A 21,089-nucleotide genomic window follows, 5' to 3' on the forward strand; every position below is an offset into this window, starting at 1 on the left:
CATAACGCCTGCCAAGCTCGCCCAGTGCCTCACGAGCGGCACGGCAGTTTCCGCTGCCGCAAACCAAAAACCCCCGGGATAACCGGGGGTTTGGAGGATCGGGCCGGCCGAACCGGCCAGGGGTGCGCCTTAGAACGGAATGTCGTCGTCGTCGAAGCTGTTGTTCTGCACCGGCGGCGCGGACTGGCGCTGTTGGCTGCCGGAGTTGTCGCCGCCGCGCGAACCGTAGTTGTCGCCACCGCCGCGGGACTGGCCACCGCCGCCACCGCCGTAGCCACCACCACCGCCCTGGCGCTGCTGGCCGCCACCCTGCGAACGCTGGAAACCACCGCCACCACCACCGGCGCCACCCTCGGAACCGCCGCCGAGCATCTGCATTTCGTTGGCGATGATGTCGGTGCTGAAGCGCTCCACGCCGTCCTTGTCGGTGTACTTGTCGGGGCGCAGCGAGCCTTCGATATAGACCTGGCGGCCCTTCTTCAGGTACTCGCCGGCAATTTCAGCGAGGCGGCCGAACAGCTTCACGCGGTGCCACTCGGTGCGCTCCTGCTTTTCACCGCTCTGCTTGTCGGTCCAGTTCTCGGAGGTGGCGATGCGCAGGCTGGTGATGGCCGTGCCATTGCCGGTGTAACGGGTTTCCGGATCCGCGCCGAGATTGCCGACGATGATGACTTTGTTGACGCCACGTGCCATGGAATGCATGTCCTCTGTGAGCCGGCGCTGCGTTCTGGGGCAGTCAGCACCGGGATGGTTGATACCGGCGGCCATCATAACCGGGGGCCCCGGGCCGAAACAGGATTGACCTGGGGCCCGGGGCCGTGAAACTGGCCAGCCACCGCCCCAGCCGGCTGTACGGGCAGGCGAAAGGCGATCCGGCCATGGGACCGCAGCCGGCTCTCAGCGGCTGCGACACCCGTTTCAGCCCGCCAGGAAGCGGTAACCCACCCCGGGCTCGGTCTTGAGCCAGCGGGGCGCCGCGGGGTCGTCGCCCAGTTTCTGGCGGAGCTTGCCCACCACGATGCGCAGGTAATGGCTGTCGTGGGTATGCGTAGCGCCCCAGATGTCGCGCAGCAACTGCTGCTGGGTGACCACGCGACCGGCGTGGCGCAACAGCATGGCCAGCACGGCGTACTCTTTGCGGGTCAGCGAAAGGGGCTCGCCGTCCAGCACCACTTCGCGGCGCGCCAGGTCGATCGCCAGGCGGCCGTCGTCGTAGCGCTGCGGCGCTTCGGGCTCGCCCGGGCGGCTGCGCAGCAGGGCACGCAGCCGGGCCATCAGCTCCTGGATGCCGAAGGGCTTGGTCACGTAGTCGTTGGCACCGGCGTCCAGCGCCTTCACCTTTTCGCTTTCGGCATCGCGCACCGACAGCATCACCACGGGCACGTGGCTCCATTGGCGCAGTTCGGCCAGCACGTCGTGGCCTTCGCGGTCGGGCAGGCCGATATCCAGGATCACCAGGTCCGGCGAGCGGGTGGCGGCCAGCGCCAGGCCCTCGGTGCCATTGGCGGCCAGCAGCACCTCATAACCCTCGGCGCGCAGGCCGATGTCGAGGAATTTGCGGATCTGCGCCTCGTCGTCAATGACCAGGACGCAGGGACTGGCGGCACTCATGCAGGGCTTTCGGGCGGCGCCGGCAACGGCAAGGTAATGCGAATGGTGGTGCCAACGCCGTCGCCGGGCAAGGCTTCCACGCTGCCGCCGTGCGCGCCGATCATGCCGCGGCAGATGGCCAGGCCCAGGCCCGTGCCCTGCGGCGCGCGGTCACCGCGCGACACGGAATAGAACATGTCGAAGATGCGCGCCCGCTCATCCTCGGGAATGCCGGGACCGCGATCGGTGACGTCGACCTGCACCTGCTCGCCCTTGGGGCGCACCACGACGCGCACCGGCTCGCCCACGGGCGAGAAGCGCGCGGCATTCTCCAGGATGTTGAACAAGGCCTGCTCGATCAATGCCGGGTGCACATACAGCAGCACGGTGCCATGCGGCAGCACGATGTCCAGCTTGAGGTCGGGGAACAGCTTGCGCAGCCGCGTGGTGGAGGCGGCGACGATCTCGGCCACGTCGGTCCAGTCGCGATTGAGCTTGAGCGTGCCATGCCCCAGCCGCGTCATGTCGAGCAGGTTCTGGATGTAGCGGTCCAGGCGCTGGCCCTCACCCAGGATGGCTTCGAGCAGCTCGCTGCGCTCCTCGGCCGGCAACTGCTCGCCATAACTGGACAGCGTGCCCGCCGCACCGATCATCGAAGCCAGCGGCGAGCGCAGGTCGTGCGATACCGACGACAGCAAGGCGTTGCGCAGGCGCTCGGTCTCGCCCTGCACGCGCGCGCCCTCCAGCTCGTCGGCAAGGCGCGCGCGCTCCAGCGCCTGCCCGATGTCCTGCACCATCGCCAGGGCCAGGCTGCGCTGGTCCGGCGAGGGTTCGCCCTGCTCGGGAGCGAAGCGCAGCGCCGCCACGCCCAGCTTGTTCTCCTCGCTGCCCAGCGGCAGCATCCAGCACGGTGCCGCATGCAGCGTGTCGGTGTAGCGGCCGGCCTGCTCGGCGTGCTGCTCGCTCCAGGCCGCGGCCGCCAGGTCCTGCGCCGCCAATGGGAAATCGCGTGGAGAGAACGCCACCCCACGCAGCACCTGGCTGGCGTCGCGCGCCAGGATTGCCGCGTCGCAGCGCAATGCATGGGCCAGCCCATCCACCCCCACCTTGCGGATGCCGTCCGCATCGGTGCTGGTGGCAAGGCGCTGGCCCAGTGCCAGCAGCGACCGCGCATGCGCGTGCGCGGCGCGCAACGATTCCACCTGGCTGGCCAGGCGCGTCGCCAGCCGGCTGCACACCAGCGCCGCCACCAGGAACAGGCACACCGCCAGCACGTCGTCGAAGTTGGCGATGGCCAGCGTGTAGCGCGGTGGCGCGAAGAAGAAGTTGTAACCGAGGAAACACAGGATCGCGGTGTATACCGCCACCGCCATGCGCGTGCGCACCGCCACCACCAGCACGGCGGTGAGGAAGATCAGCGAGAGGTTGGCCACCGAAAGATAACGGTCGGCGATGAACGCCAGCACGAAGGCCACCAGCGTCGCCAGCGTCGCGTAGATGTACTCGTCGCGCCGGCCACGACCACCCGGCATGCGCAGGCGCAGGCGCGACTTCGCGCGCTCGGCCGGCGTGGCGATGATGGTCAGTTCGAGATGCGCGCCACGCCGCAGCAGCAATTGGGTGAGCGAGCGCCCCAGCATGCGTGCCAGCGGGCGCTCGCGGGTGCGCCCCAGGATGATCTGGCCGATGCCCTCGCGATCGGCGTGGGCGATCAGTTCGTCGGCAATGGCGTGTCCACGCAGCACCACGGTATCGCCACCCAGCCGCCGCGCCAGGCCCATGGCGGCATCCAGCCGCTCGCGACGCGCCTTGTCGAGCGGAGCACCGGTGTCGACGAAGGCCACGCTCCACGGCGCGCCTCGCCGCTCGGCGATGCGGCGGGCGATGCGCACCAGGTACTCGCTCTGCGAATGGCCGTCGATGGCCGCAAGCACGCGCCGCCGCACCGGCATGGCGCCGCCACGCGCCAGCATGTGCTCGCGCAGGTCGCTGTCCACATGGCCGGCCACGGTTTCCACCGCCAGCTCGCGCAGCGCGACCAGGTTGGTGGGCGAGAAGAACGCATCCAGCGCCGCCGCCGCGGTCTCGGGCACGTAGACCTTGCCCTGCTTGAGGCGTTGGATCAGCTCGCGCGGCGGCAGGTCCACCAGCACGATATCGCGGGCACGATCGAGGAACGCATCGGGCACCGTTTCGCGCACGGTGACATTGGTGATGCGCCGCACCTGGTCGTTGAGGCTCTCCAGGTGCTGCACGTTCAGCGCCGTGTATACCTCGATGCCGGCATCGAGCAGCTCGGCGATGTCCTGCCAGCGACGCTCGTGGCGGCCGCCCGGCAGGTTGCGATGTGCCAGTTCGTCGACCAGCAGCACCTCGGGGCGCCGCTGCAGGGCGGCGTCCAGGTCGAACTCGGTGAAGTCGCGCCCCTTGTACTCCACCTTGCGCCGCGGCAACTGCTCGAGTCCTTCGAGCAGCGCCTGCGTTTCCGGGCGGCCATGGGTCTCGACCAGGCCCACCACGACATCCACGCCCTGCCGTTTCAGTTCACGCGCAGCCGACAGCATGGCGTAGGTCTTGCCCACGCCGGGGGCGGCGCCGAGGAAAATCTTCAGGCGCCGGCTGCGCTCTTCCTGCACTGAATCGAGCAGTGCGTCGGCGCGTGCTTCACGGGAGGATCCGGACATGCATTCCCTTGGCTGGAGTGAACAGTGGCTACGTTATGCCTCAATGGCCATCGAGCGCCATATTGAGCTTGAGCACGTTCACCCGCGGCTCGCCCAGCACGCCGAGTTGGCGACCGCTAGTGGCCGCCTCCACCATGGCCTGCACCTGAGCCACGCTGAGGCCTCGCACCCGCGCCACGCGCGGCACCTGGTAGGCCGCCGCGGCCGGCGAGATCTCCGGATCCAGGCCGCTGCCCGAAGCGGTGACCAGATCCACCGGTACCGCCGCGGTGTTGGCCGGGTCGGCCGCATGCAGCGCGTCGATGCGCTGCTTCACCGCGTCGGTCAGCGCCGGGTTGGTCGGCCCCAGGTTGGAGCCGCCCGACGCCGTACCGTTGTTCGGCTGCGGCGTGGTGGCCGACGGACGACCCCAGAAGTACTTGGGATCGGTGAAGGCCTGCCCGATCAGCGTGGAGCCGACCGGCTTGCCGTCCTTCTCGATCAGGCTGCCGTTCGCCTGCGAAGGGAACAACAGCTGCGCCAGCCCGGTGGTCAGCAGCGGATAGAACACACCGGTCAACACGGTCATCAGTAGCAGCATCATGACGGCGCTGCGGATCAGCCTGCCCATGGTCATCACCTCAGTAGTGGAGGATCGCGTCGATCAACGCGACCGCCTGGTAGTTCTTCTTGCCCGCGTCATAGGCGTTGACGTCATAGGAATGTTCGTAACGGATCTCCGGGCGAATCTCCAGATCCGTCGACACCCAGTGCGTCATGCCCAGCGTGTGGCTGCTATAGCGCGTGGCGTACCCCGTGCGCTGGCCCTTCTCGTCGTTGTAGAACTCGTTGCGGAAGGTCAGCATGTTGCTCGAATTCAACTCGAAGTTGAGGTAGTTCACGATGCCGAACTCGCCCGCCTCGCCCGGCAGCGCCGAGGAGCCCGCCACGCCCGGCGTGCCGCCCGGGCCATAGCCGGGGATGTTGCGGCCGTACATGCGATAAGCCTCGGTCTGCATGTGCACGCTCTGGCTGAAGCGATGGCCCCAGGTCATCACGTACATCTGCACGTTGTTGTAGTTGTAGTCGGACTTGTTGACGTTGTTGACACAGGGATAAAGCATGTCGTTGTTGTCGGCCGACACCCAGCGCACGCAGGCCTGCAGGGTAGGACGCGCCGCCGAGTTCCACACCGCCGTGTCATTGCTGCCATTGATGCCGACTTGCAGCGTCCACTGGCTGTTGAGGCGCGTGGTGGTCATCACGCCCATCTGGGTATACGGATCGACCGTGTACAGGATGGAGTGGGTCACCAGGTAGTTCTGCGGCGAGAACTGTGCCTCGATGTCAGGCAGCGACAGCCAGCGGCCCACGCGCACCACCATGCCCTCGGCTACCGACGGGATGTACAGGTCGAAGTAGAACAGCATGGGGTCGTCGCCGTAGATCTTGCCGTTGAGCGGCTGGCTCGGCGCGGGGTTGTTCAGCAGCTGGTTGCTGAAAACGCCCTTCATGGTCGTGTAGTGGTAGTCGTATCCATACAGGTTGGAGATGTTGAAACCCCAGTCGACATGGTCCGTCTGCACCGTGTCCTCGACACGCGTGATGTTGGTCACCAACTGGTCGAACTCCACCCGGTTGGGCCGCGTCGCGTACGACAGCGGGAAGTTGGTGAAGCTGGACGAGCTGACGTTGGCCGAGGGGTTGACCCAACCGTTGATCTCGATGCGATTGCGCTGCATCCAGCTTCCCAGCTTGGTGCAGGACAACGCCTTCTGCAGCGGGTACTGGCCATAGGCCACCGGCACGCCGATCGGCGCGGGCACGCCGCCCAGCTGCCACTCGGAATTCGGGAACGGCGGTGAATCGAGCGGCGCGTCCATCGCACGGCGCGCCGGTGCCTGCGCGTTCGGATCGGCCGGCTGCGCATCCTCGCGATAGGCGGCGGCGAAGCGCGAAAGAAAACCCTGCGAGCAATCGGTGCTGGACGGCGTCTGCACGGAATGCGTCGCCGGATCGAGGTCGTTCGCCGGGGAGACGTCGACGCTCGTTGCCGCATCGCCCGTGGACGCCATCGCCTGGCCGAACGGGGCCAGCGCGATGAGCAGGGCGAGCGAAAGAACCTTCTTGGAATTCATGATGAACCTGAAAACCGGCCCGAAGGCCGTCCTTTTTTGGTGGTTGAGCGAGCGGTGCCTCCGGGCACCGCCATCAGATGCCGGCGTAACCGCCGAGCACGTAGTCGTCCTGTTCGCTGTGCGGTGCCTCGGCATCGTGCGACGCCGTGCGCGGCCGGCCCGACATCGGCAGCGCGATCACCACGTCACAGGCGGAATCGTTCGCGGAAAGGCGAAGCTCCAGGTCTGGGTGGGTATCGTCGGGCAGCGAAACCGAAAGCTTGAGTGTCTGCATGACTAGGACTCCGGAAGTGGATGGCGACGGGAGGGCTTCCCTGCCCGTCCCCCGACTCGCGCCGGGATGACGGGCATGAGGGTCACGCCAGGCCGCACAGCACCAGCAGCATGTCGATCACCTTGATCCCCAGGAACGGCACCACGATGCCGCCCAGGCCGTAGACCAGCAGGTTGCGGCGAAGCAGCGCGCCGGCACCCAGCGCCCGGTACTTCACGCCCTTCAATGCCAAGGGAATGAGAAAGATGATGATCAGCGCATTGAAGATCACCGCCGACAGGATGGCGCTCTGCGGCGTCGCCAGGTGCATCACGTTGAGCGAGTTGAGCGCCGGGTAGGTGGTGGCGAAGGCCGCCGGGATGATCGCGAAGTACTTGGCCACGTCGTTGGCAATGGAGAACGTGGTCAGCGCACCGCGGGTGATCAGCATCTGCTTGCCGATCTCTACCACCTCGATCAGCTTGGTCGGGTTGGAGTCCAGGTCGACCATGTTGCCGGCTTCCTTGGCCGCCTGCGTGCCGGTGTTCATCGCCACCGCCACGTCGGCCTGGGCCAGCGCCGGGGCATCGTTGGTGCCGTCGCCGCACATCGCCACCAGCCGGTTTTCGGCCTGGATCTTGCGGATCAGCTTGAGCTTGGCTTCCGGCGTGGCTTCGGCGAGGAAGTCGTCGACACCGGCCTCGGCAGCGATCGCCGCTGCGGTCAGCGGATTGTCGCCGGTGATCATGATGGTCTTGATGCCCATCCGGCGCATTTCGGCGAAGCGCTCGCGGATGCCGCCCTTCACGATGTCCTTGAGCTCGATCACGCCCAGCGCGGTGGCGCCTTCGGTGACGATCAGCGGCGTGGCGCCACGGCGCGCGATGTCCTCGGCCATGTGCTTGACCAGCGGCGGCAGATGGCTGCCGTTGGCTTCCAGATGGCGTTCCACCGCATCCAGCGCGCCCTTGCGGATCTGGCGTTCGCCGATGTTCACGCCACTCATGCGGGTCTGTGCGGTGAACGGCACGAACTCGGCATGCCCCTCTTCCAGCTGGCGCTCGCGGATATTGAAGCGTTCCTTGGCCAGCACCACGATGCTGCGGCCTTCGGGGGTTTCATCGGCCAGCGAGGCCAGCTGGGCCGCATCGGCCAGGCGGGCTTCTTCCACGCCGGGTGCCGGCAGGAAGGCCACGGCCTGGCGATTGCCCAGGGTGATGGTGCCGGTCTTGTCCAGCAACAGCACGTCCACGTCACCCGCAGCCTCGACCGCACGACCGGAGGTGGCGATCACGTTGGCGCGGATCATGCGGTCCATGCCGGCAATGCCAATGGCCGAAAGCAGCGCACCGATGGTGGTGGGGATCAGGCACACCAGCAGCGCGACCAGCACGGTGATGGTGATCGGGTTGCCCGAACCGGTCGCCTGCACGCTGTAGATCGAGTACGGCAGCAGCGTAGCGCAGGCCAGCAGGAAGATCAGGGTGAACTTGGCCAGCAGGATGGTCAGCGCGATCTCGTTGGGCGTCTTGCGGCGCGAGGCGCCCTCGACCATGGCGATCATGCGGTCCAGGAAGCTCTCGCCCGGGTTGCTGGTGATGCGCACCACCAGCCAGTCGGACAGCACTCGGGTGCCACCGGTCACCGCGCTGCGGTCACCGCCGGACTCGCGGATCACCGGTGCGGATTCGCCGGTGATCGCGCTCTCGTCCACGCTGGCTGCGCCCATCACCACTTCGCCATCGCCCGGCATCAGGTCGCCGGCTTCGACCAGCACGTGGTGACCCACGCGCAGCTCGGTCGAGGGAGTGAAGGTAATGGCCGCCTGCTGATGCGGGCTGGCCAGCTTCTTGGCCACGACGTCGCGGCGCGAGCTGCGCAGCGCGGCGGCCTGGGCCTTGCCGCGGCCTTCAGCGAGCGCCTCGGCGAAGTTGGCGAACAGCAGGGTGAACCACAGCCAGATCGTCACCCAGAAGATGAAGGCTGTCGGCGCCTCGCCGTGCCCGGTCAGCGCCTGCACCCACAACAGGGTGGTCAGCACGCTGCACACGAACACCACGAACATCACCGGGTTGCGGAACTGCAGGCGCGGGGACAGCTTGCGGAAGGAATCCGCCACGGCCTTGAGGATCAACTCCCGGTCGAAGCTGCGCACGCCGTGCACGTGGGTATGGGTCGTCGTCATGGATCACAGTTCCTTGAACATCAATGGGCCGACATCAGGAATTCGGCAATCGGCCCCAGCGCGAGCGCCGGAAGGAAAGTCAGCGCGCCGACCACGATCACCACGCAGGCCAGCAGCGTGACGAACAGCGGCGTATGGGTAGGCAGCGTGCCCGCCGAAGGCGGCACATGGCGCTTGGCGGCAAGCGAGCCGGCCATGGCGAGCATGGCGATCGCCAGCAGGAAGCGGGAGAAGTACATGCACACGCTCAGCAGCACGTTCCAGAACGGGGTGTTGGCCGAAAGTCCGCCAAACGCACTGCCGTTGTTATTGGAGGCCGAGGACACCGCGTAGAGCACTTCGCTGAAGCCATGCGCGCCGGGGTTGGCAATGCCCGCCACGCCCGCCGGGCTCATCACCGCGATGGCCGTGCAGATCACCACCAGGGCGCAGGGCACCAGCACCGCGAGGCTGGCCATCTTCATTTCGTGGGCCTCGATCTTCTTGCCGAGGTATTCCGGCGTGCGGCCCACCATCAGGCCGGCGATGAACACCGCGACCACGGCGAAGGCCAGCATGCCGTACAGGCCCGAGCCCACGCCGCCGAAGATCACCTCGCCCAGCTGCATCAGCCACATCGGCACCAGGCCGCCCAGCGGGGTCAGCGAGTCGTGCATGTTGTTCACCGCGCCGCAGGAAGCGGCCGTGGTGATGGCGCTGAACAGGCCCGAGGCGGCGATGCCGAAGCGGGTTTCCTTGCCTTCCATGTTGCCGCCGGACTGCAGCGCCGAGGCCTGCTGGTCCACCGCCAGTCCATGCAGGGCGGGGTTGCCGGCCTGCTCGGCCGCCACGGCGCCAATCGCCAGCGGCACGAAGATCAGCAACATGGTGGCAAGGATCGCCCAGCCCTGGCGGCGGTCGCCGACCATGCAGCCAAACGTGTAGCAAAGGCCGCCGGGGATCAGGAAGATCGCCAGCATCTCGAGGAAATTGCTGAACGGCGTCGGGTTCTCGTACGGATGCGCCGAGTTGGCATTGAAGAAGCCGCCGCCATTGGTGCCCAGCTGCTTGATCGCGATCTGCGAGGCAGCCGGTCCCATCGGCAGGGTCTGCGTGCTCACCGGCGTTTCCTTGGAGACATCCTTGCCCGCGGCATCCTTCACGGTATTGCCGGCATCATCCTTGACGGTCTCCACCGCCACTGTGTGTTCCACCAGCGGCACGTCCACGTAGGAGCGGAAGTTCTGCACCACGCCCTGCGATGCCAGCAGCAGCGCGAACAGCAGCGAGAACGGCAGCAGGATGTAGAGCGTGCTGCGGGTCATGTCGACCCAGAAATTGCCGATGCTGTCGGCACTGCGACGGGTGAAGCCGCGCACCACCGCGACCAGCACCGCAATGCCGGTCGCCGCCGACAGGAAGTTCTGCACGGCCAGGCCCAGCATCTGGGTCAGGTAGCTCATCGTGCTTTCGCCCGAGTAGCCCTGCCAGTTGGTGTTGGAGATAAAGCTGATGGCGGTGTTGATCGCCGAGTCGGGCGTTACCGCGCCAAAGTGCTGGGGGTTGAGCGGCAGCCATTGCTGCAGGCGCTGCAGGGCGTACACCACGACCATGCCGGCCATGTTGAACACCAGCATGGCGATGGCGTAGCGGCGCCAGCCCATCTGCTCGTCGACGCGCACGCCGCTGAGGCGATAAAGCAGCTTCTCGACCGGCGAACCCGCGCGGAGCACGCCATTGGGCGAGTCGGCAAAGACCATCGCCATGTAACTGCCCACCGGCTTGATGAGCAGCAGCAGCACGACCAGGTACACCCCGATCTGGAGGAAATCATTGGTGGTCATTCGAACCACTCCGGCTTGAGCAGGGCCACGCACAGGTAGCCCGTCAGGGCCACCGCGATGACGGCAGCCACGGCATAGATGACATTCATGGGTAGATCTCCCGCGGAATGCGTGAGCAGGGAACAGGCCGCCACGCCGGGCGGCAGTGCGTCAGGGGCGGCGGCCCAGGCGATCGCAGATCAGCAGGAAGCCGATCGACGCCGCGAACAGCACGAACGAGAACAAGAGATAGAGGACATCCATGGGTACCGGCTCACCGTGTTTTGCAACGGTGCAAATTGTCGGAACCGGGGCATAAGAAAGGGGTAGCGAATCCGCCAGGGGGCGTAAAGAACGCGTAATTTTTTTCTCGCCTCAGACGGAACGAAACCGGCGCCCCGGGCGAGAGGCGCCGGGGTGAGGAGCGAGTGCGTATGAAGCGCGCGTCGGTTCGACCCCGGGCGGGGGATAGCCCCCTCACCCTGCCCTCTCCCCAGATGGGAGAGGGAAAACATCGTGTGCCCATCAATGCTCCCCTCCCCCTTTGGAGAGAGGGGTTGGGGATGAGGAGCGGGTGCTCTCAAGACGGCGTGGACGAAGCACGCTCTCGATTCAGCCCCGGCGCCTATTTCCCCTGCAGGAGAAAAAGGAAAGAGCGGGTCTATGCCGCCGTGGAGATGGCGATGTCTTCCACCAGCGGCAACCGGTTCAGCGGGAACCCGGCCGCATCCCAGGCGTCCAGCCCGCCCAGCAAGGGGCGTACACGCTTGTAGCCCAGCGACATCAGCGCCTTGGCCACCAGCGCGGCGGAATACTCGTTGGGGCAGCTGCAATAGATCACCACCTCTGCGTCCACCGGCACCTCGCCGGTGATGCGGTCCACGCTGTTCACGTCGGCCAGCAGCGCGCCCGGGATCACCCGCGTGTCGAGGGTGCGAACCGCATCCGAGCGCACGTCGACGATGGCCAGGGTGCGCCCCTGGTTCATCGCGTCGTTGAGCTCCTGCACCGTGATGCGCGCCATGCGCAGCGTCCTGATCAGGCGATGGCGCTGCCACCACTTGGCGATGACGTAGATCGCCAGCAAACAACCCAGCAGCATCAGCGCCACGCTGCCGGCGTTGGCCAGCAGTTCGAGCACGTGGTCGATCTGGCTGGAGAACACGTAGCCAAGGCTGACCGCCACGCCCACCCACAACAGCGAGCCCAGCCCGTCGAACAAGGCGAACGGCCCTGCCCGCAAGCCCATCGCACCCACCAGCGGCGGCGCCACAGTGGACAGGCCAGGCACGAACTTGGCCAGCAGCAGGATGCTGCCGCGCCAGCGCTGGAAACGCAGCTCCGACTGCTTGACGCAGGAATCGGGCGACAAGGAGATGCGGCACAGCGTGCGCATCACGCCGCCACCGAAGTAGCGCCCGGCGGCATACCAGGCGAAGTCGGCCACCAGGCAGGCCACCACGGCCACCGCCACCACCACGGCCAGCGGCAGCCTGCCGGCGGCCGCCAGGGCACCGGCGACCAGCATGGTGGGTACCGCCGGCACCGGCGCGCCGGCCTGCTCGACCAGCACGTTCAGGAACACCAGCAGCACGCCGTATTGCGCGATCAACTCGATGATGTGGTGTGACATCGAAACCTCGACCGGCAAGGTTTGGGGAGCTCCAGCATCATTGGGGCAACCGGGCCCGAACGCAATCGGCCAGGGGCATGGTGCCACCCCTGCCGTGACGTCTCAGTAGCCGGCGACTTCGCCGTCCTTGCGCATCTCGGTGGCACCCCAGTACACGTGCTGCCTGGGGTCGAACAGGATGGCCTCGTAGCCGCCGAAATTGCCGGTGCCGGGAGCGATCTTGTAGCCGCGCCGCGCCAGCTCCGCCTTTACCGCCGGATCGAAGCCCGCCTCCATCTCCACCGTACCGATACCCTGCGAGCGTTCGCCGGTGGGCTCGGCGTTGCCGTAATGGCGCCAGCGCGCGGCGTCGCCGGCATCCTGCACGTTCATGCCGAAATCGATGATGTTGGTCAGCACCTGGATGTGCGCCTGCGGCTGCATGAACCCGCATGCCTGCGGCACCCCGTCATACACCGAGGCCGTGGCTGGCCCCAACCCGCCGGGCGGACCGATCGCAGGTCAGGAGGTGGCTTCCACCGCCGCAGCAGAGTTGGCCCTGCGGCCCCGGATACGCCGCGCCCCCACCATCACCAGCGGCAGCCACAGCAGGGTCAGGGCGGCCGAACACAGGAATACGCCACTGGTGCCCAAGCGCCCCAGCGCGATGCCGCCCACCGCACCACCCACGAAGGCACCCATGAACTGGCTGGTGGAATAGGCGCCCATCGCAGCACCCCGCAACGACGCTGGCGCCAGCTGTGAGACCAGGCTGGGCAGGGCTGCCTCCAGCAGGTTGAAGGCCGAGAAGAACACGGCCGCCGCGATCCCCAGCAAAACCAGGCGATCCCCGGACAGGGCGAATCCCAGCAGGCCCAGGCCAATCGCCACCACGCAGACCGCCACGATGCGCAAGCTTTGCGCCACGTCGCGCATGCGATGCAGGCAGGCGCCCATCACGAAGGCGGCAATGGCCATCACCGGCAGGTACAGCTCCCAGTGCCGGTTCACCGGCAGGTGCAGCCGATCGGCCAACAGAAGCGGCAGGCCGACGAAGCTGGCCGTCAGCAACATATGAAGGAAGAACACCGAGCCGTTGAGCACCAGCAGGCGCCCGTCACGCAACATGGACAGTACGCTGCCGAATGCAGCGGCGGCCGGTGCCTTCTGCCGCTCCGGCGTGGGCACGATCAGCCACAGCAACACCAGGGCGCCCAGCGCCAGCAGCGAGGTGGCGCCGAACAGGCCCGAGAGCCCGCCCACCGCCTCCAGCGGCGGCCCCAGGATCAGCGCCAGCAGGAAGGCCACGCCGATGGACACGCCGATGATGCCCATCACCTTGCTGCGGTTCTCCTCGCGGGTGAGGTCTGCAGCCAGCGCCGTACCCGCGCCCGCCACCGCCCCCATGCCCTGCAGCGCGCGGCCGATCACGATGCCCAGCAGGCTGTGCGAGCACGCCGCCACCAGGCCGCCCGCCGCGAATACCAGCAAGCCCAGGGTGATCGCCGGCTTGCGCCCGATACGGTCGGACAACAGGCCCAGCGGAATCTGCAGGAGCACCTGCCCAAGCCCGTAGACGCCCAGGGCAAGCCCGATCAGCAGCGGAGTGGCATCCGGCATCTGCTGCGCATATAGCGAGAACACCGGCATGATCAGGAACAGGCCAAACAACCGCAGGCTGATCACGCAGGCGAGGGTCAGCGCACTGCGCCGCTCGAGTGGGGATAGTTTGCTCAACGGAAGGGTTCAGTTAGGGCGACCAGACCCGGATTATACGTTTCACCCCACAAAACCTGCCGCGGTGCCGTGTCGCGGCGGATTCTTGCGCCATTCTCTCTCTATAATCCCCGGATACGACGCCACGACCGCCCCATGACCACGACTCACGCCGACACCCGCCGTACCGCCGACTTTGCCGCCGTCAAGCAGCTTGCCGCCGGTGACATGCAGCGGGTCGACGCCCTGATCCGCACCCGCCTGTCTTCCAACGTGGTGCTGATCAACCAGATCGCCGACCACATCATCGCCGGCGGCGGCAAGCGCCTGCGCCCGATGCTGCACGTGCTGGCGGCCAATGCGGCCGGCTACCACGGCGAGCACCACATCAAGCTGGCCGCGGTGATCGAGTTCATCCACACCTCCACCCTGCTGCACGATGACGTGGTGGACGAGTCGGACCTGCGGCGCGGCCGCAAGACCGCCAACGCGCTGTGGGGCAACGCCGCCAGCGTGCTGGTGGGCGACTTCCTGTACTCCCGTTCGTTCCAGATGATGGTCGAGGTGGACGACATGCGCATCATGCGCATCCTCGCCGACACCACCAACACCATCGCCGAGGGCGAGGTGCTGCAGCTGCTCAACATCGGCAATGCCGACGTGGATGAAGCTGCCTACCTGGCAGTGATCGAGCGCAAGACCGCCGTGCTGTTCGCCGCCGCCACCGAACTGGGTGGCCTGCTGGGCGGGTTGCCGGCCGAACAGATCGCTGCCCTGCGCCGCTACGGCATGGAACTGGGCTACGCCTTCCAGATCGCCGACGACCTGCTGGACTACGTCAGCGACGCCGGCACCCTGGGCAAGAACATCGGCGACGACCTGGCCGAGGGCAAGCCCACCCTGCCGCTGATCTACGCGCTGCAGACCGTGGACGCGGACCAGAAGCAGTCGCTGCGCCACGCCATCGAGCATGGCGGGCTGGATTCGCTGGACCGCATCATCGCCGCCATCCGCGATTCCGGTGCGCTTGAACGCACGCATGAGCGCGCCGTGCGCCACGCCACCGCGGCACGTGACGCGCTGCGCATGCTGCCGGCCTCGCCGTGGCGCGAGGCGATGGAAACCTTGGCGGATTATTCGGTGCAGCGCAGCTTCTGACTTTCCGCCAGATCGGGTCGCGCACAGGGTGCGCTCCTACATGACTAACGCTTTGTAGGAGCGCACCCTGTGCGCGACCCAGCCCGCCGCTAGCTCAAGGCGTGCCCGAGAACGCCCCACGCAACCAGTCGTGCATCAGGCGGTAGCTGCGCTGCGCCGAACGCTCGTCGTACATGCAGCCTTCCTTGTGCTGGTCGGTTTCGGTGAAGCAATGCACCGTGTTGCCGAACACCAGGAATTCCCAGTCGGCCTTGCTGCCACGCATCTCGTCCATGAACTTGTCGGCGTCGGGCATGGTGCCCTTGTCATCGGCACCGTTCATGACCAGCACGCGTGCCTTGATCTGCCTGGCCAATGAAGGGTCGTCGGTCTGCAAGGCGCCGTGGAAAGACACCACCGCAGCCACGTCCGCGCCGCTGCGGGCCAGGTCGAGCACGGCTGAACCGCCGAAGCAGAAGCCGATCGCGGCCAGCTTGCCGAGGTCGATCGGCGCATCCTTGGCCTGCGCCTTGAGCTGATCCAACGCCAGATTGATGCGCTTGCGCATCAAGGCACGATCGCCGTACAACGGCTTCACCGCCGCCATGGCCTGGTCGTCGCTGGTCGGTCGCACCTTGGTGCCGTACATGTCGGTGACCAGGATCACGTAGTCCTTGCCGGCGATGCCCTCGGCCTTCTTGATGGCCGTGTCGTTGACGCCATACCAGTTGGGCACCATCACCAGGCCCGGCCGCTTGGTCGCGACGGCGTCGTCGTACACCAGCACACTGTGGAAGGTGGTGCCGTCCTGGGTCCACTCCACCGGCTTGTGCACCATCTTCGCCTGGGCAGCGAAGGCGGCTCCGAACAGCAACAGCGCAGTACAAAGTCGGGCGATACGCATGACCTTCACTCCTTGGACGATGGGGATGGCGGGCTCACAAGCCGGCAGCGTGCTCGGCCAGCTTGCGCTTGATCGGTGACAGGCGATCGATGAGGCGCACGCCCAGGCCGCGCGCCGCCACCAGCGGCGCAGCGCGCCAACCGTAGATGCGCGCCAGTGCATCGAAGCCCAATGCATCCAGCGAATCGGCGCTGCGACGGCGGCGCGCATAGCGGCGCAGCACATGCGGCGCAGCCAGGTCGTGCCCGGCTTCGCGGGCAGCGACCAGGGTATCGCGCAGCTCGGTCACGTCGCGCAGACCCAGGTTCACGCCTTGCCCCGCCAGCGGGTGCACCGTGTGCGCGGCATCGCCCAGCAACACGAAGCGCTCTGCCTGATAGGCCTCGGCCAGTTGCAGCCTGAGCGGGAACGCCGCGCGCGCCGTGGTGCCGGTGATGCAACCGAGGCGGAAATCGCTGGCGACACCCAGTTCGTTGAGGAACGACCGCTCGTCGAGCGAGAGCACGCGTTGTGCTTCATCCTCCGGCAACGACCACACGATGGAGCTGCGCCCGTCCGCCAGCGGCAGCAGGGCCAGCGGACCGGTGTCAAGAAATCGCTGCCACGCCGTGCCCTGGTGCGGCCGCTCCGTGCTGACATGCGCCACCACGCCACGCTGCGCGTAATCGCGGCCACGCGTGTCGATGCCGGCGCGGGCCCGCAACGGCGATCCGGCACCGTCGGCCGCCACCAGCAGGCGTGCGGACAGCGCGTCCGCACCCGCCAGCGTCAGCTGCACGCGATCGTCCAGCACCTCATAACCTTCCACCTGCGCCGGGCAGATACGGCGCACGCCGGCACCGTCGAGCGCCTCCCACAGGCGCCACTGCACCAGGCTGTTCTCCACGATGTAGCCGAGCAGGTCGCGCCCCTCGGTGGCTGCATCGAAATGGATGGTGGCACCGGTGGCGGCATCCCACACATGCATGTGCGCGTACGGCCCCGCGCGCGAATCGCGAATGGACGCCCACACGCCCAGCTCGTGCAGCAGGGCGATCGAAGAAGGCGCCAGGCCTACCACGCGAAGATCGACCTCGCTGTCCACGGACCAGCGCGCCGGCTCGCGCGCCTCGATCAGCGCCGTGGCAAAACCGGCCCTGGCCAGCGTCAGCGCCGTGGCTGCGCCGACCATGCCGCCCCCCACCACCGCGACATCCAGCGCGGGACCGCGACGGCGACTAGCTTCGCTACGACTCGGCAGCGTGCTGTTCATGGCAGGCGCTCCAGCACGGCGCGCGGCGGCTCGCCGCGAAAACCCATGCCGCGCCGTGCCAGCAGGCGCTGCAATGGCGGCACGCGATCAAACGCCAGCATGGCCAGCGAGCGCAGCGGCGCCAGCAGCGGCTGCGGCAGGCAGGCCAGCTGGATCAGCCCGTGGCTCATCGCCATGGTGCCTTCACGATCGGCGGCGCGACGCTCAGCGTAGCGCGCCAGCATGGCTTCATCGCCCGGGTCCGCGGTCTCGGCCGCGAGTTCGGCCAGGGTCAGCGCATCGCGCAAGCCCAGGTTGAAGCCCTGGGCGCCAATCGGGTGGATGGTTTGCGCCGCGTTGCCCACCAGTACGGCACGCGCGGCCACCAGCGCCTCGGCGGCCACGCGCTGGATCGGATACGGATGCCGCTTGCCCGGACGACTCAGGCGACCGAGGCGCCAGCCGAAGCGTTCCTGCGCCATCGTGATGAACGCCGCATCGTCGAGCGCAGCCACGGCATCGGCCTCCTCGCGCGGCACGGTGAGCACCAAGCCGCAGCGACGGCCGGCCAGCGGCAAAACCGCCACCGGCCCGCTGTCGGCAAAGCGCTCATAAGCGCGGCCGGCGTGATCGCGCTCCGGCGTCACCGTGCACACGAACAGGGTTTGCCCGTAGTCGTAGCGCTCGTTGGCGATGCCCAACTGCTCACGCACGAACGAGGTGGTGCCATCGGCACCAACCAGCAACGGGGTATCGATGCTGAGCGGGCCATCGACGGTCTCGACATGGGCCCTCCAACCTGCGGCCAGCGGTTCCAGCCGCGTCAGGCGGGCCGGCGCGAGCCGGCGCAGGCGCGTGCATTCATCCAGGCGGCGTAGCAGGGCCGCGCCCAGCTCGCGTGCCGGCAAGGTCCAACCCAGCGCATCCACGCCATGCCGCCGGGCATCGAGTTGCACGCTGCCGAACTCGCCGGCGCGCGTGACGTGGATGTGACGAATCGGCGTGGCCTGCGCCGCCGCATGCTTCCACACGCCGATCGCGTCGAGCCCGTTGACGGTGGCACGCGCCAGCGCCAGGTTGCGTTCGTCGTAGCTCGGCTGGTCGCCCACGCGAGGCGGCGCCGCCTCGACCATCACGGCATCGATGCCGGCAGCGTCGAGCGCAATGGCCAGGCTGGCGCCGACCAGGCCGCCACCAATGATCATCACCGGCTGACGAGGAGGGCCGCCGGCGGAAAGACTTGAGGTCATCATGGGGCCGCATGATACGCGCTGTCAGAGGCCAGGCCCCAGCCAGTTGGGCTAGACTTCAGGTCTGCACTTGGCGCAACCCCCTTGGAGCTTCTCATGGCTACGACACGAAACCAGCGGATCGGCATCTTCCTGGCGCTTGCGCTGGTGATGGCGGCCACACGCATCCATCTGTCGCTGTTCCACCATGACGTCTGGGATGCCTCCTGGGCGATCTTCTTCCTGGCCGGCTTCTGGCTGCGCGGATCCGCCCGCTGGGCGTTCCCGCTGCTGATGGCCGAGGCTGTGCTGGTCGACTTCGTGGTGATCAGCAGCCAGGGCATCAATTTCTGGGAGCACTACTGCGTGTCGGCGGCCTACTGGTTCCTGGTGCCGTCGTACCTCAGCCTGTGGCTGGGTGGCAGCTGGCTCGCCGGCCGCAAGCCCGGCCTCAATCTGCGCGGTGCGGTCCTTGCGGCCGGCGCGGTGCTGGCCAGCTGGGCGGCCTGCTACGTGATCTCCAACGGCAGCTTCTACTGGCTTAGCAACAGCGTGCCGCAGCCGCGCAGCGTGGGCGCCTGGGTTGCCAACATGGGGGACTGGTACCTGTTCTTCCTTGAGGCCACCGTGCTCTACATCGTGCTCGGCCTGGTGGTTCATGCGCTGGCCGTGCAGCTCTCGCGCACGCTGGGCCACGCCGACCACTCCAAGCTGACGCACTGAGCCGGCGCGTGGGTAATCGCCTCTCGAAGATCTACACCCGCACCGGCGACGACGGCAGCACCGGCCTGGGCGACGGCTCGCGCGTGGCCAAGGACTCGCTGCGCGTGTCCGCCTACGGCACCGTGGACGAGCTCAACAGCGTGGTCGGCATGGTGCTCGCTTCGGACGGCGTGAGCGACGAGGTGCGGGAAACGCTGACCCAGGTGCAGCACGACCTGTTCGACCTCGGTGGCGAACTGTGCATCCCGGGCATGGCGATGGTCGAAGACAAGGACATCGAGCGGCTGGAACAGGTGCTCGATGCCTTCAACGACCCGCTGCCGCCCTTGAAGGACTTCATCCTGCCCGGTGGCGGCATGGCCGCCTCGTGCTGCCACCTGGCCCGCACGGTCTGCCGCCGGGCAGAGCGCGAGGTCATCGCACTGGGCCGCGCCGAGGACATCCGCCCACAGGCACAACGCTATCTCAATCGCCTGTCCGACCTGCTGTTCGTGATCGCACGCGTGCTGGCCCGGACCAGCGGCCACGGCGAAGTACTGTGGCAGCACGAGCGCCGCCGCAAGTCGAGCTGAGCATCGCCACGTGCTGCGCCTCTATACCCACGCCAGTTGCCTGCAGCACGAACCAGGCCCCGACCAACCCGAATCCCCCGCCCGACTGCGCGCCGTACTGCAGGCACTGGACCACGACCGCTTCGCGACACTGGACCGCATCGAGGCCCCGCGGGCCACCCGTGAGCACTTGCTGCGGGTGCACACGCCGGCCCATGTGGACCGCATCCTCGCCACCGTTCCCGATAGCGGCACCGTCCGCCTCGACGAGGACACCGTGATGTCGCACGGCTCGGCCGAGGCCGCTTTGCGGGCGGCCGGCGCGGCAGTGGCTGCGGTCGACGCCGTGATGGGCCAGGGCGGCAAGGCGTTCTGCGCCGTGCGCCCGCCCGGACACCACGCCACGCACGACAAGGCAATGGGCTTCTGCCTGTTCAACAACGTGGCCGTGGCCGCTGCCCACGCGATCGCCGAACACGGCCTCAAGCGCGTGGCCATCGCCGATTTCGACGTGCACCACGGCAACGGCACCCAGGACATCTTCGCCAGGGAGTCCCGCGTGCTGTTCATCTCCAGCCACCAGATGCCGCTCTACCCCGACAGCGGGCGGGAGGATGAGCGTGGCGTGGGCAATATCGTCAATGCGCCCCTGTCGCCGGGCGACGGCTCCTACGAATTCCGCGAACTGTGGGACGGCGCGCTGCTGCCACGGCTGCATGCATTCAAGCCGCAGCTGCTGCTGGTGTCGGCCGGCTTCGACGCGCACCGGAACGACCCGCTGGCCGACCTGCGGCTCGGCAGCGAGGACTACGCCTGGATCACCGAGCGGCTGCGCGACATCGCCGAGGCCCATGCCCACGGACGCGTGGTATCGACCCTGGAAGGGGGCTACAACCTGCTCGCGCTGGCCACCAGCGTGGCCGCCCATGTCAGTGCGCTGATGGATTGACGGGCTAGCCCGGCATGAAATCCAGCGCTACCGAATTGATGCAGTAGCGCAAACCGGTGGGCTTGGGGCCGTCGGGGAATACGTGCCCCAGGTGCGAATCGCAGGCCGCACAGCGCACTTCGGTGCGGTGCATGCCATGGCTCTCGTCCCGATGCAGGCTGATCGCGGTACGCGCCGTCGGCTGGAAGAAACTGGGCCAGCCCGAGCCGGAGTCGTACTTGGCTTCCGAGGCGAACAGCCGCGTCCGGCAGGCCGCACAGACGTAGGTACCTGCGGCCTTGTGGCGATACCACTTGCCGCTGAACGGTGGCTCGGTGGCCGAGCAGCGGCATACGGCGTACTGCTCGGGCGTAAGTTCGGCCCGCCACTGCTCGTCGGTCTTGCCGTTTTTTTGATCGGTCACGCC

20 protein-coding genes are annotated in these 21,089 nt (G+C 67.4%); 4 read left to right on the plus strand and 16 right to left on the minus strand.

Annotation, left to right across the window (positions count from 1 at the left end):
* Positions 1 to 129: 129 nt before the first annotated feature.
* From ssb to DVU99_RS03470, 12 genes are all read right to left on the minus strand, one after another.
* Entirely contained in the window at positions 130 to 693 is a 564-nt protein-coding gene (gene ssb / locus DVU99_RS03415; protein ID WP_114238794.1) for a single-stranded DNA-binding protein, read from the minus strand.
* Positions 694 to 918: 225 nt separating this feature from the next.
* Positions 919 to 1,611: a response regulator gene (locus DVU99_RS03420; RefSeq protein ID WP_114238795.1), complete on the minus strand. Its 693-nt coding sequence runs from the start codon at positions 1,609 to 1,611 to the stop codon at positions 919 to 921.
* Positions 1,608 to 4,274, minus strand: coding sequence for a sensor histidine kinase KdpD (locus DVU99_RS03425; RefSeq protein ID WP_114238796.1), 2,667 nt, complete (start codon positions 4,272 to 4,274; stop codon positions 1,608 to 1,610). Before DVU99_RS03425 ends, DVU99_RS03420 begins: the two co-directional genes overlap by 4 nt.
* Positions 4,275 to 4,314: 40 nt before the next feature.
* Positions 4,315 to 4,884: a potassium-transporting ATPase subunit KdpC gene (gene kdpC, locus DVU99_RS03430; RefSeq protein ID WP_114239049.1), complete on the minus strand. Its 570-nt coding sequence runs from the start codon at positions 4,882 to 4,884 to the stop codon at positions 4,315 to 4,317.
* A gap of 10 nt (positions 4,885 to 4,894) precedes the next feature.
* Positions 4,895 to 6,391: an outer membrane beta-barrel protein gene (locus tag DVU99_RS03435; RefSeq protein WP_114238797.1), complete on the minus strand. Its 1,497-nt coding sequence runs from the start codon at positions 6,389 to 6,391 to the stop codon at positions 4,895 to 4,897.
* Between the two features lie 73 nt (positions 6,392 to 6,464).
* Positions 6,465 to 6,665, minus strand: a complete 201-nt coding sequence (locus DVU99_RS03440; protein ID WP_114238798.1) for a hypothetical protein — start codon at positions 6,663 to 6,665, stop codon at positions 6,465 to 6,467.
* An 82-nt stretch (positions 6,666 to 6,747) separates the two neighbouring features.
* Positions 6,748 to 8,829 (minus strand): potassium-transporting ATPase subunit KdpB, encoded by a 2,082-nt coding sequence (gene kdpB, locus DVU99_RS03445; RefSeq protein ID WP_114238799.1) that lies wholly within the window; start codon positions 8,827 to 8,829, stop codon positions 6,748 to 6,750.
* A gap of 20 nt (positions 8,830 to 8,849) precedes the next feature.
* A complete protein-coding gene (kdpA, locus tag DVU99_RS03450) occupies positions 8,850 to 10,652 on the minus strand; it encodes a potassium-transporting ATPase subunit KdpA (protein WP_114238800.1) in 1,803 nt (600 codons plus the stop codon).
* On the minus strand, positions 10,649 to 10,741 hold the full coding sequence (kdpF, locus tag DVU99_RS03455) for a K(+)-transporting ATPase subunit F (RefSeq protein WP_114238801.1): 93 nt from the start codon (positions 10,739 to 10,741) through the stop codon (positions 10,649 to 10,651). Before kdpF ends, kdpA begins: the two co-directional genes overlap by 4 nt.
* Positions 10,742 to 11,292: 551 nt before the next feature.
* Positions 11,293 to 12,264 (minus strand): VTT domain-containing protein, encoded by a 972-nt coding sequence (locus tag DVU99_RS03460; protein WP_114238802.1) that lies wholly within the window; start codon positions 12,262 to 12,264, stop codon positions 11,293 to 11,295.
* A 102-nt stretch (positions 12,265 to 12,366) separates the two neighbouring features.
* On the minus strand, positions 12,367 to 12,687 hold the full coding sequence (locus DVU99_RS03465; protein WP_114238803.1) for a gamma-glutamyltransferase: 321 nt from the start codon (positions 12,685 to 12,687) through the stop codon (positions 12,367 to 12,369).
* 78 nt (positions 12,688 to 12,765) lie between these two features.
* Entirely contained in the window at positions 12,766 to 13,980 is a 1,215-nt protein-coding gene (locus DVU99_RS03470; protein ID WP_114238804.1) for an MFS transporter, read from the minus strand.
* 135 nt (positions 13,981 to 14,115) lie between these two features.
* On the opposite strand from DVU99_RS03470, the gene DVU99_RS03475 reads away from it, so the two are divergent.
* Positions 14,116 to 15,117: a polyprenyl synthetase family protein gene (locus DVU99_RS03475; RefSeq protein WP_114238805.1), complete on the plus strand. Its 1,002-nt coding sequence runs from the start codon at positions 14,116 to 14,118 to the stop codon at positions 15,115 to 15,117.
* 94 nt (positions 15,118 to 15,211) lie between these two features.
* Here DVU99_RS03475 and DVU99_RS03480 read toward each other — a convergent pair whose 3' ends face one another.
* The 3 genes from DVU99_RS03480 to ubiH are packed head-to-tail and all read right to left on the minus strand — an operon-like array spanning position 15,212 to position 18,484.
* Positions 15,212 to 16,000 (minus strand): dienelactone hydrolase family protein, encoded by a 789-nt coding sequence (locus DVU99_RS03480; RefSeq protein ID WP_114238806.1) that lies wholly within the window; start codon positions 15,998 to 16,000, stop codon positions 15,212 to 15,214.
* Between the two features lie 34 nt (positions 16,001 to 16,034).
* Positions 16,035 to 17,252, minus strand: coding sequence for a UbiH/UbiF/VisC/COQ6 family ubiquinone biosynthesis hydroxylase (locus DVU99_RS03485; protein WP_114238807.1), 1,218 nt, complete (start codon positions 17,250 to 17,252; stop codon positions 16,035 to 16,037).
* The gene (gene ubiH / locus DVU99_RS03490; protein WP_232823427.1) at positions 17,249 to 18,484 is read right to left on the minus strand and encodes a 2-octaprenyl-6-methoxyphenyl hydroxylase; all 1,236 of its coding nucleotides are present in this window, start codon (positions 18,482 to 18,484) and stop codon (positions 17,249 to 17,251) included. The genes DVU99_RS03485 and ubiH overlap by 4 nt, the downstream gene beginning before the upstream one ends.
* A 93-nt stretch (positions 18,485 to 18,577) precedes the next feature.
* On the opposite strand from ubiH, the gene DVU99_RS03495 reads away from it, so the two are divergent.
* Genes DVU99_RS03495 through DVU99_RS03505 form a run of 3 tightly spaced genes read left to right on the plus strand, consistent with a single transcriptional unit; the run spans position 18,578 to position 20,683 of the window.
* Positions 18,578 to 19,183, plus strand: coding sequence for a hypothetical protein (locus DVU99_RS03495; protein ID WP_114238808.1), 606 nt, complete (start codon positions 18,578 to 18,580; stop codon positions 19,181 to 19,183).
* An 8-nt stretch (positions 19,184 to 19,191) separates the two neighbouring features.
* A complete protein-coding gene (locus DVU99_RS03500; protein ID WP_114238809.1) occupies positions 19,192 to 19,755 on the plus strand; it encodes a cob(I)yrinic acid a,c-diamide adenosyltransferase in 564 nt (187 codons plus the stop codon).
* Between the two features lie 13 nt (positions 19,756 to 19,768).
* On the plus strand, positions 19,769 to 20,683 hold the full coding sequence (locus DVU99_RS03505; RefSeq protein WP_198670184.1) for a histone deacetylase family protein: 915 nt from the start codon (positions 19,769 to 19,771) through the stop codon (positions 20,681 to 20,683).
* 4 nt (positions 20,684 to 20,687) lie between these two features.
* Here the strand turns inward: DVU99_RS03505 and msrB are convergent, their stop codons facing one another.
* Positions 20,688 to 21,086, minus strand: a complete 399-nt coding sequence (gene msrB / locus DVU99_RS03510; RefSeq protein WP_114238811.1) for a peptide-methionine (R)-S-oxide reductase MsrB — start codon at positions 21,084 to 21,086, stop codon at positions 20,688 to 20,690.
* Positions 21,087 to 21,089: the final 3 nt, after the last annotated feature.

Origin of the sequence: Dyella sp. C9, assembly GCF_003332825.1 — a bacterium.
GTDB lineage: Bacteria > Pseudomonadota > Gammaproteobacteria > Xanthomonadales > Rhodanobacteraceae > Dyella.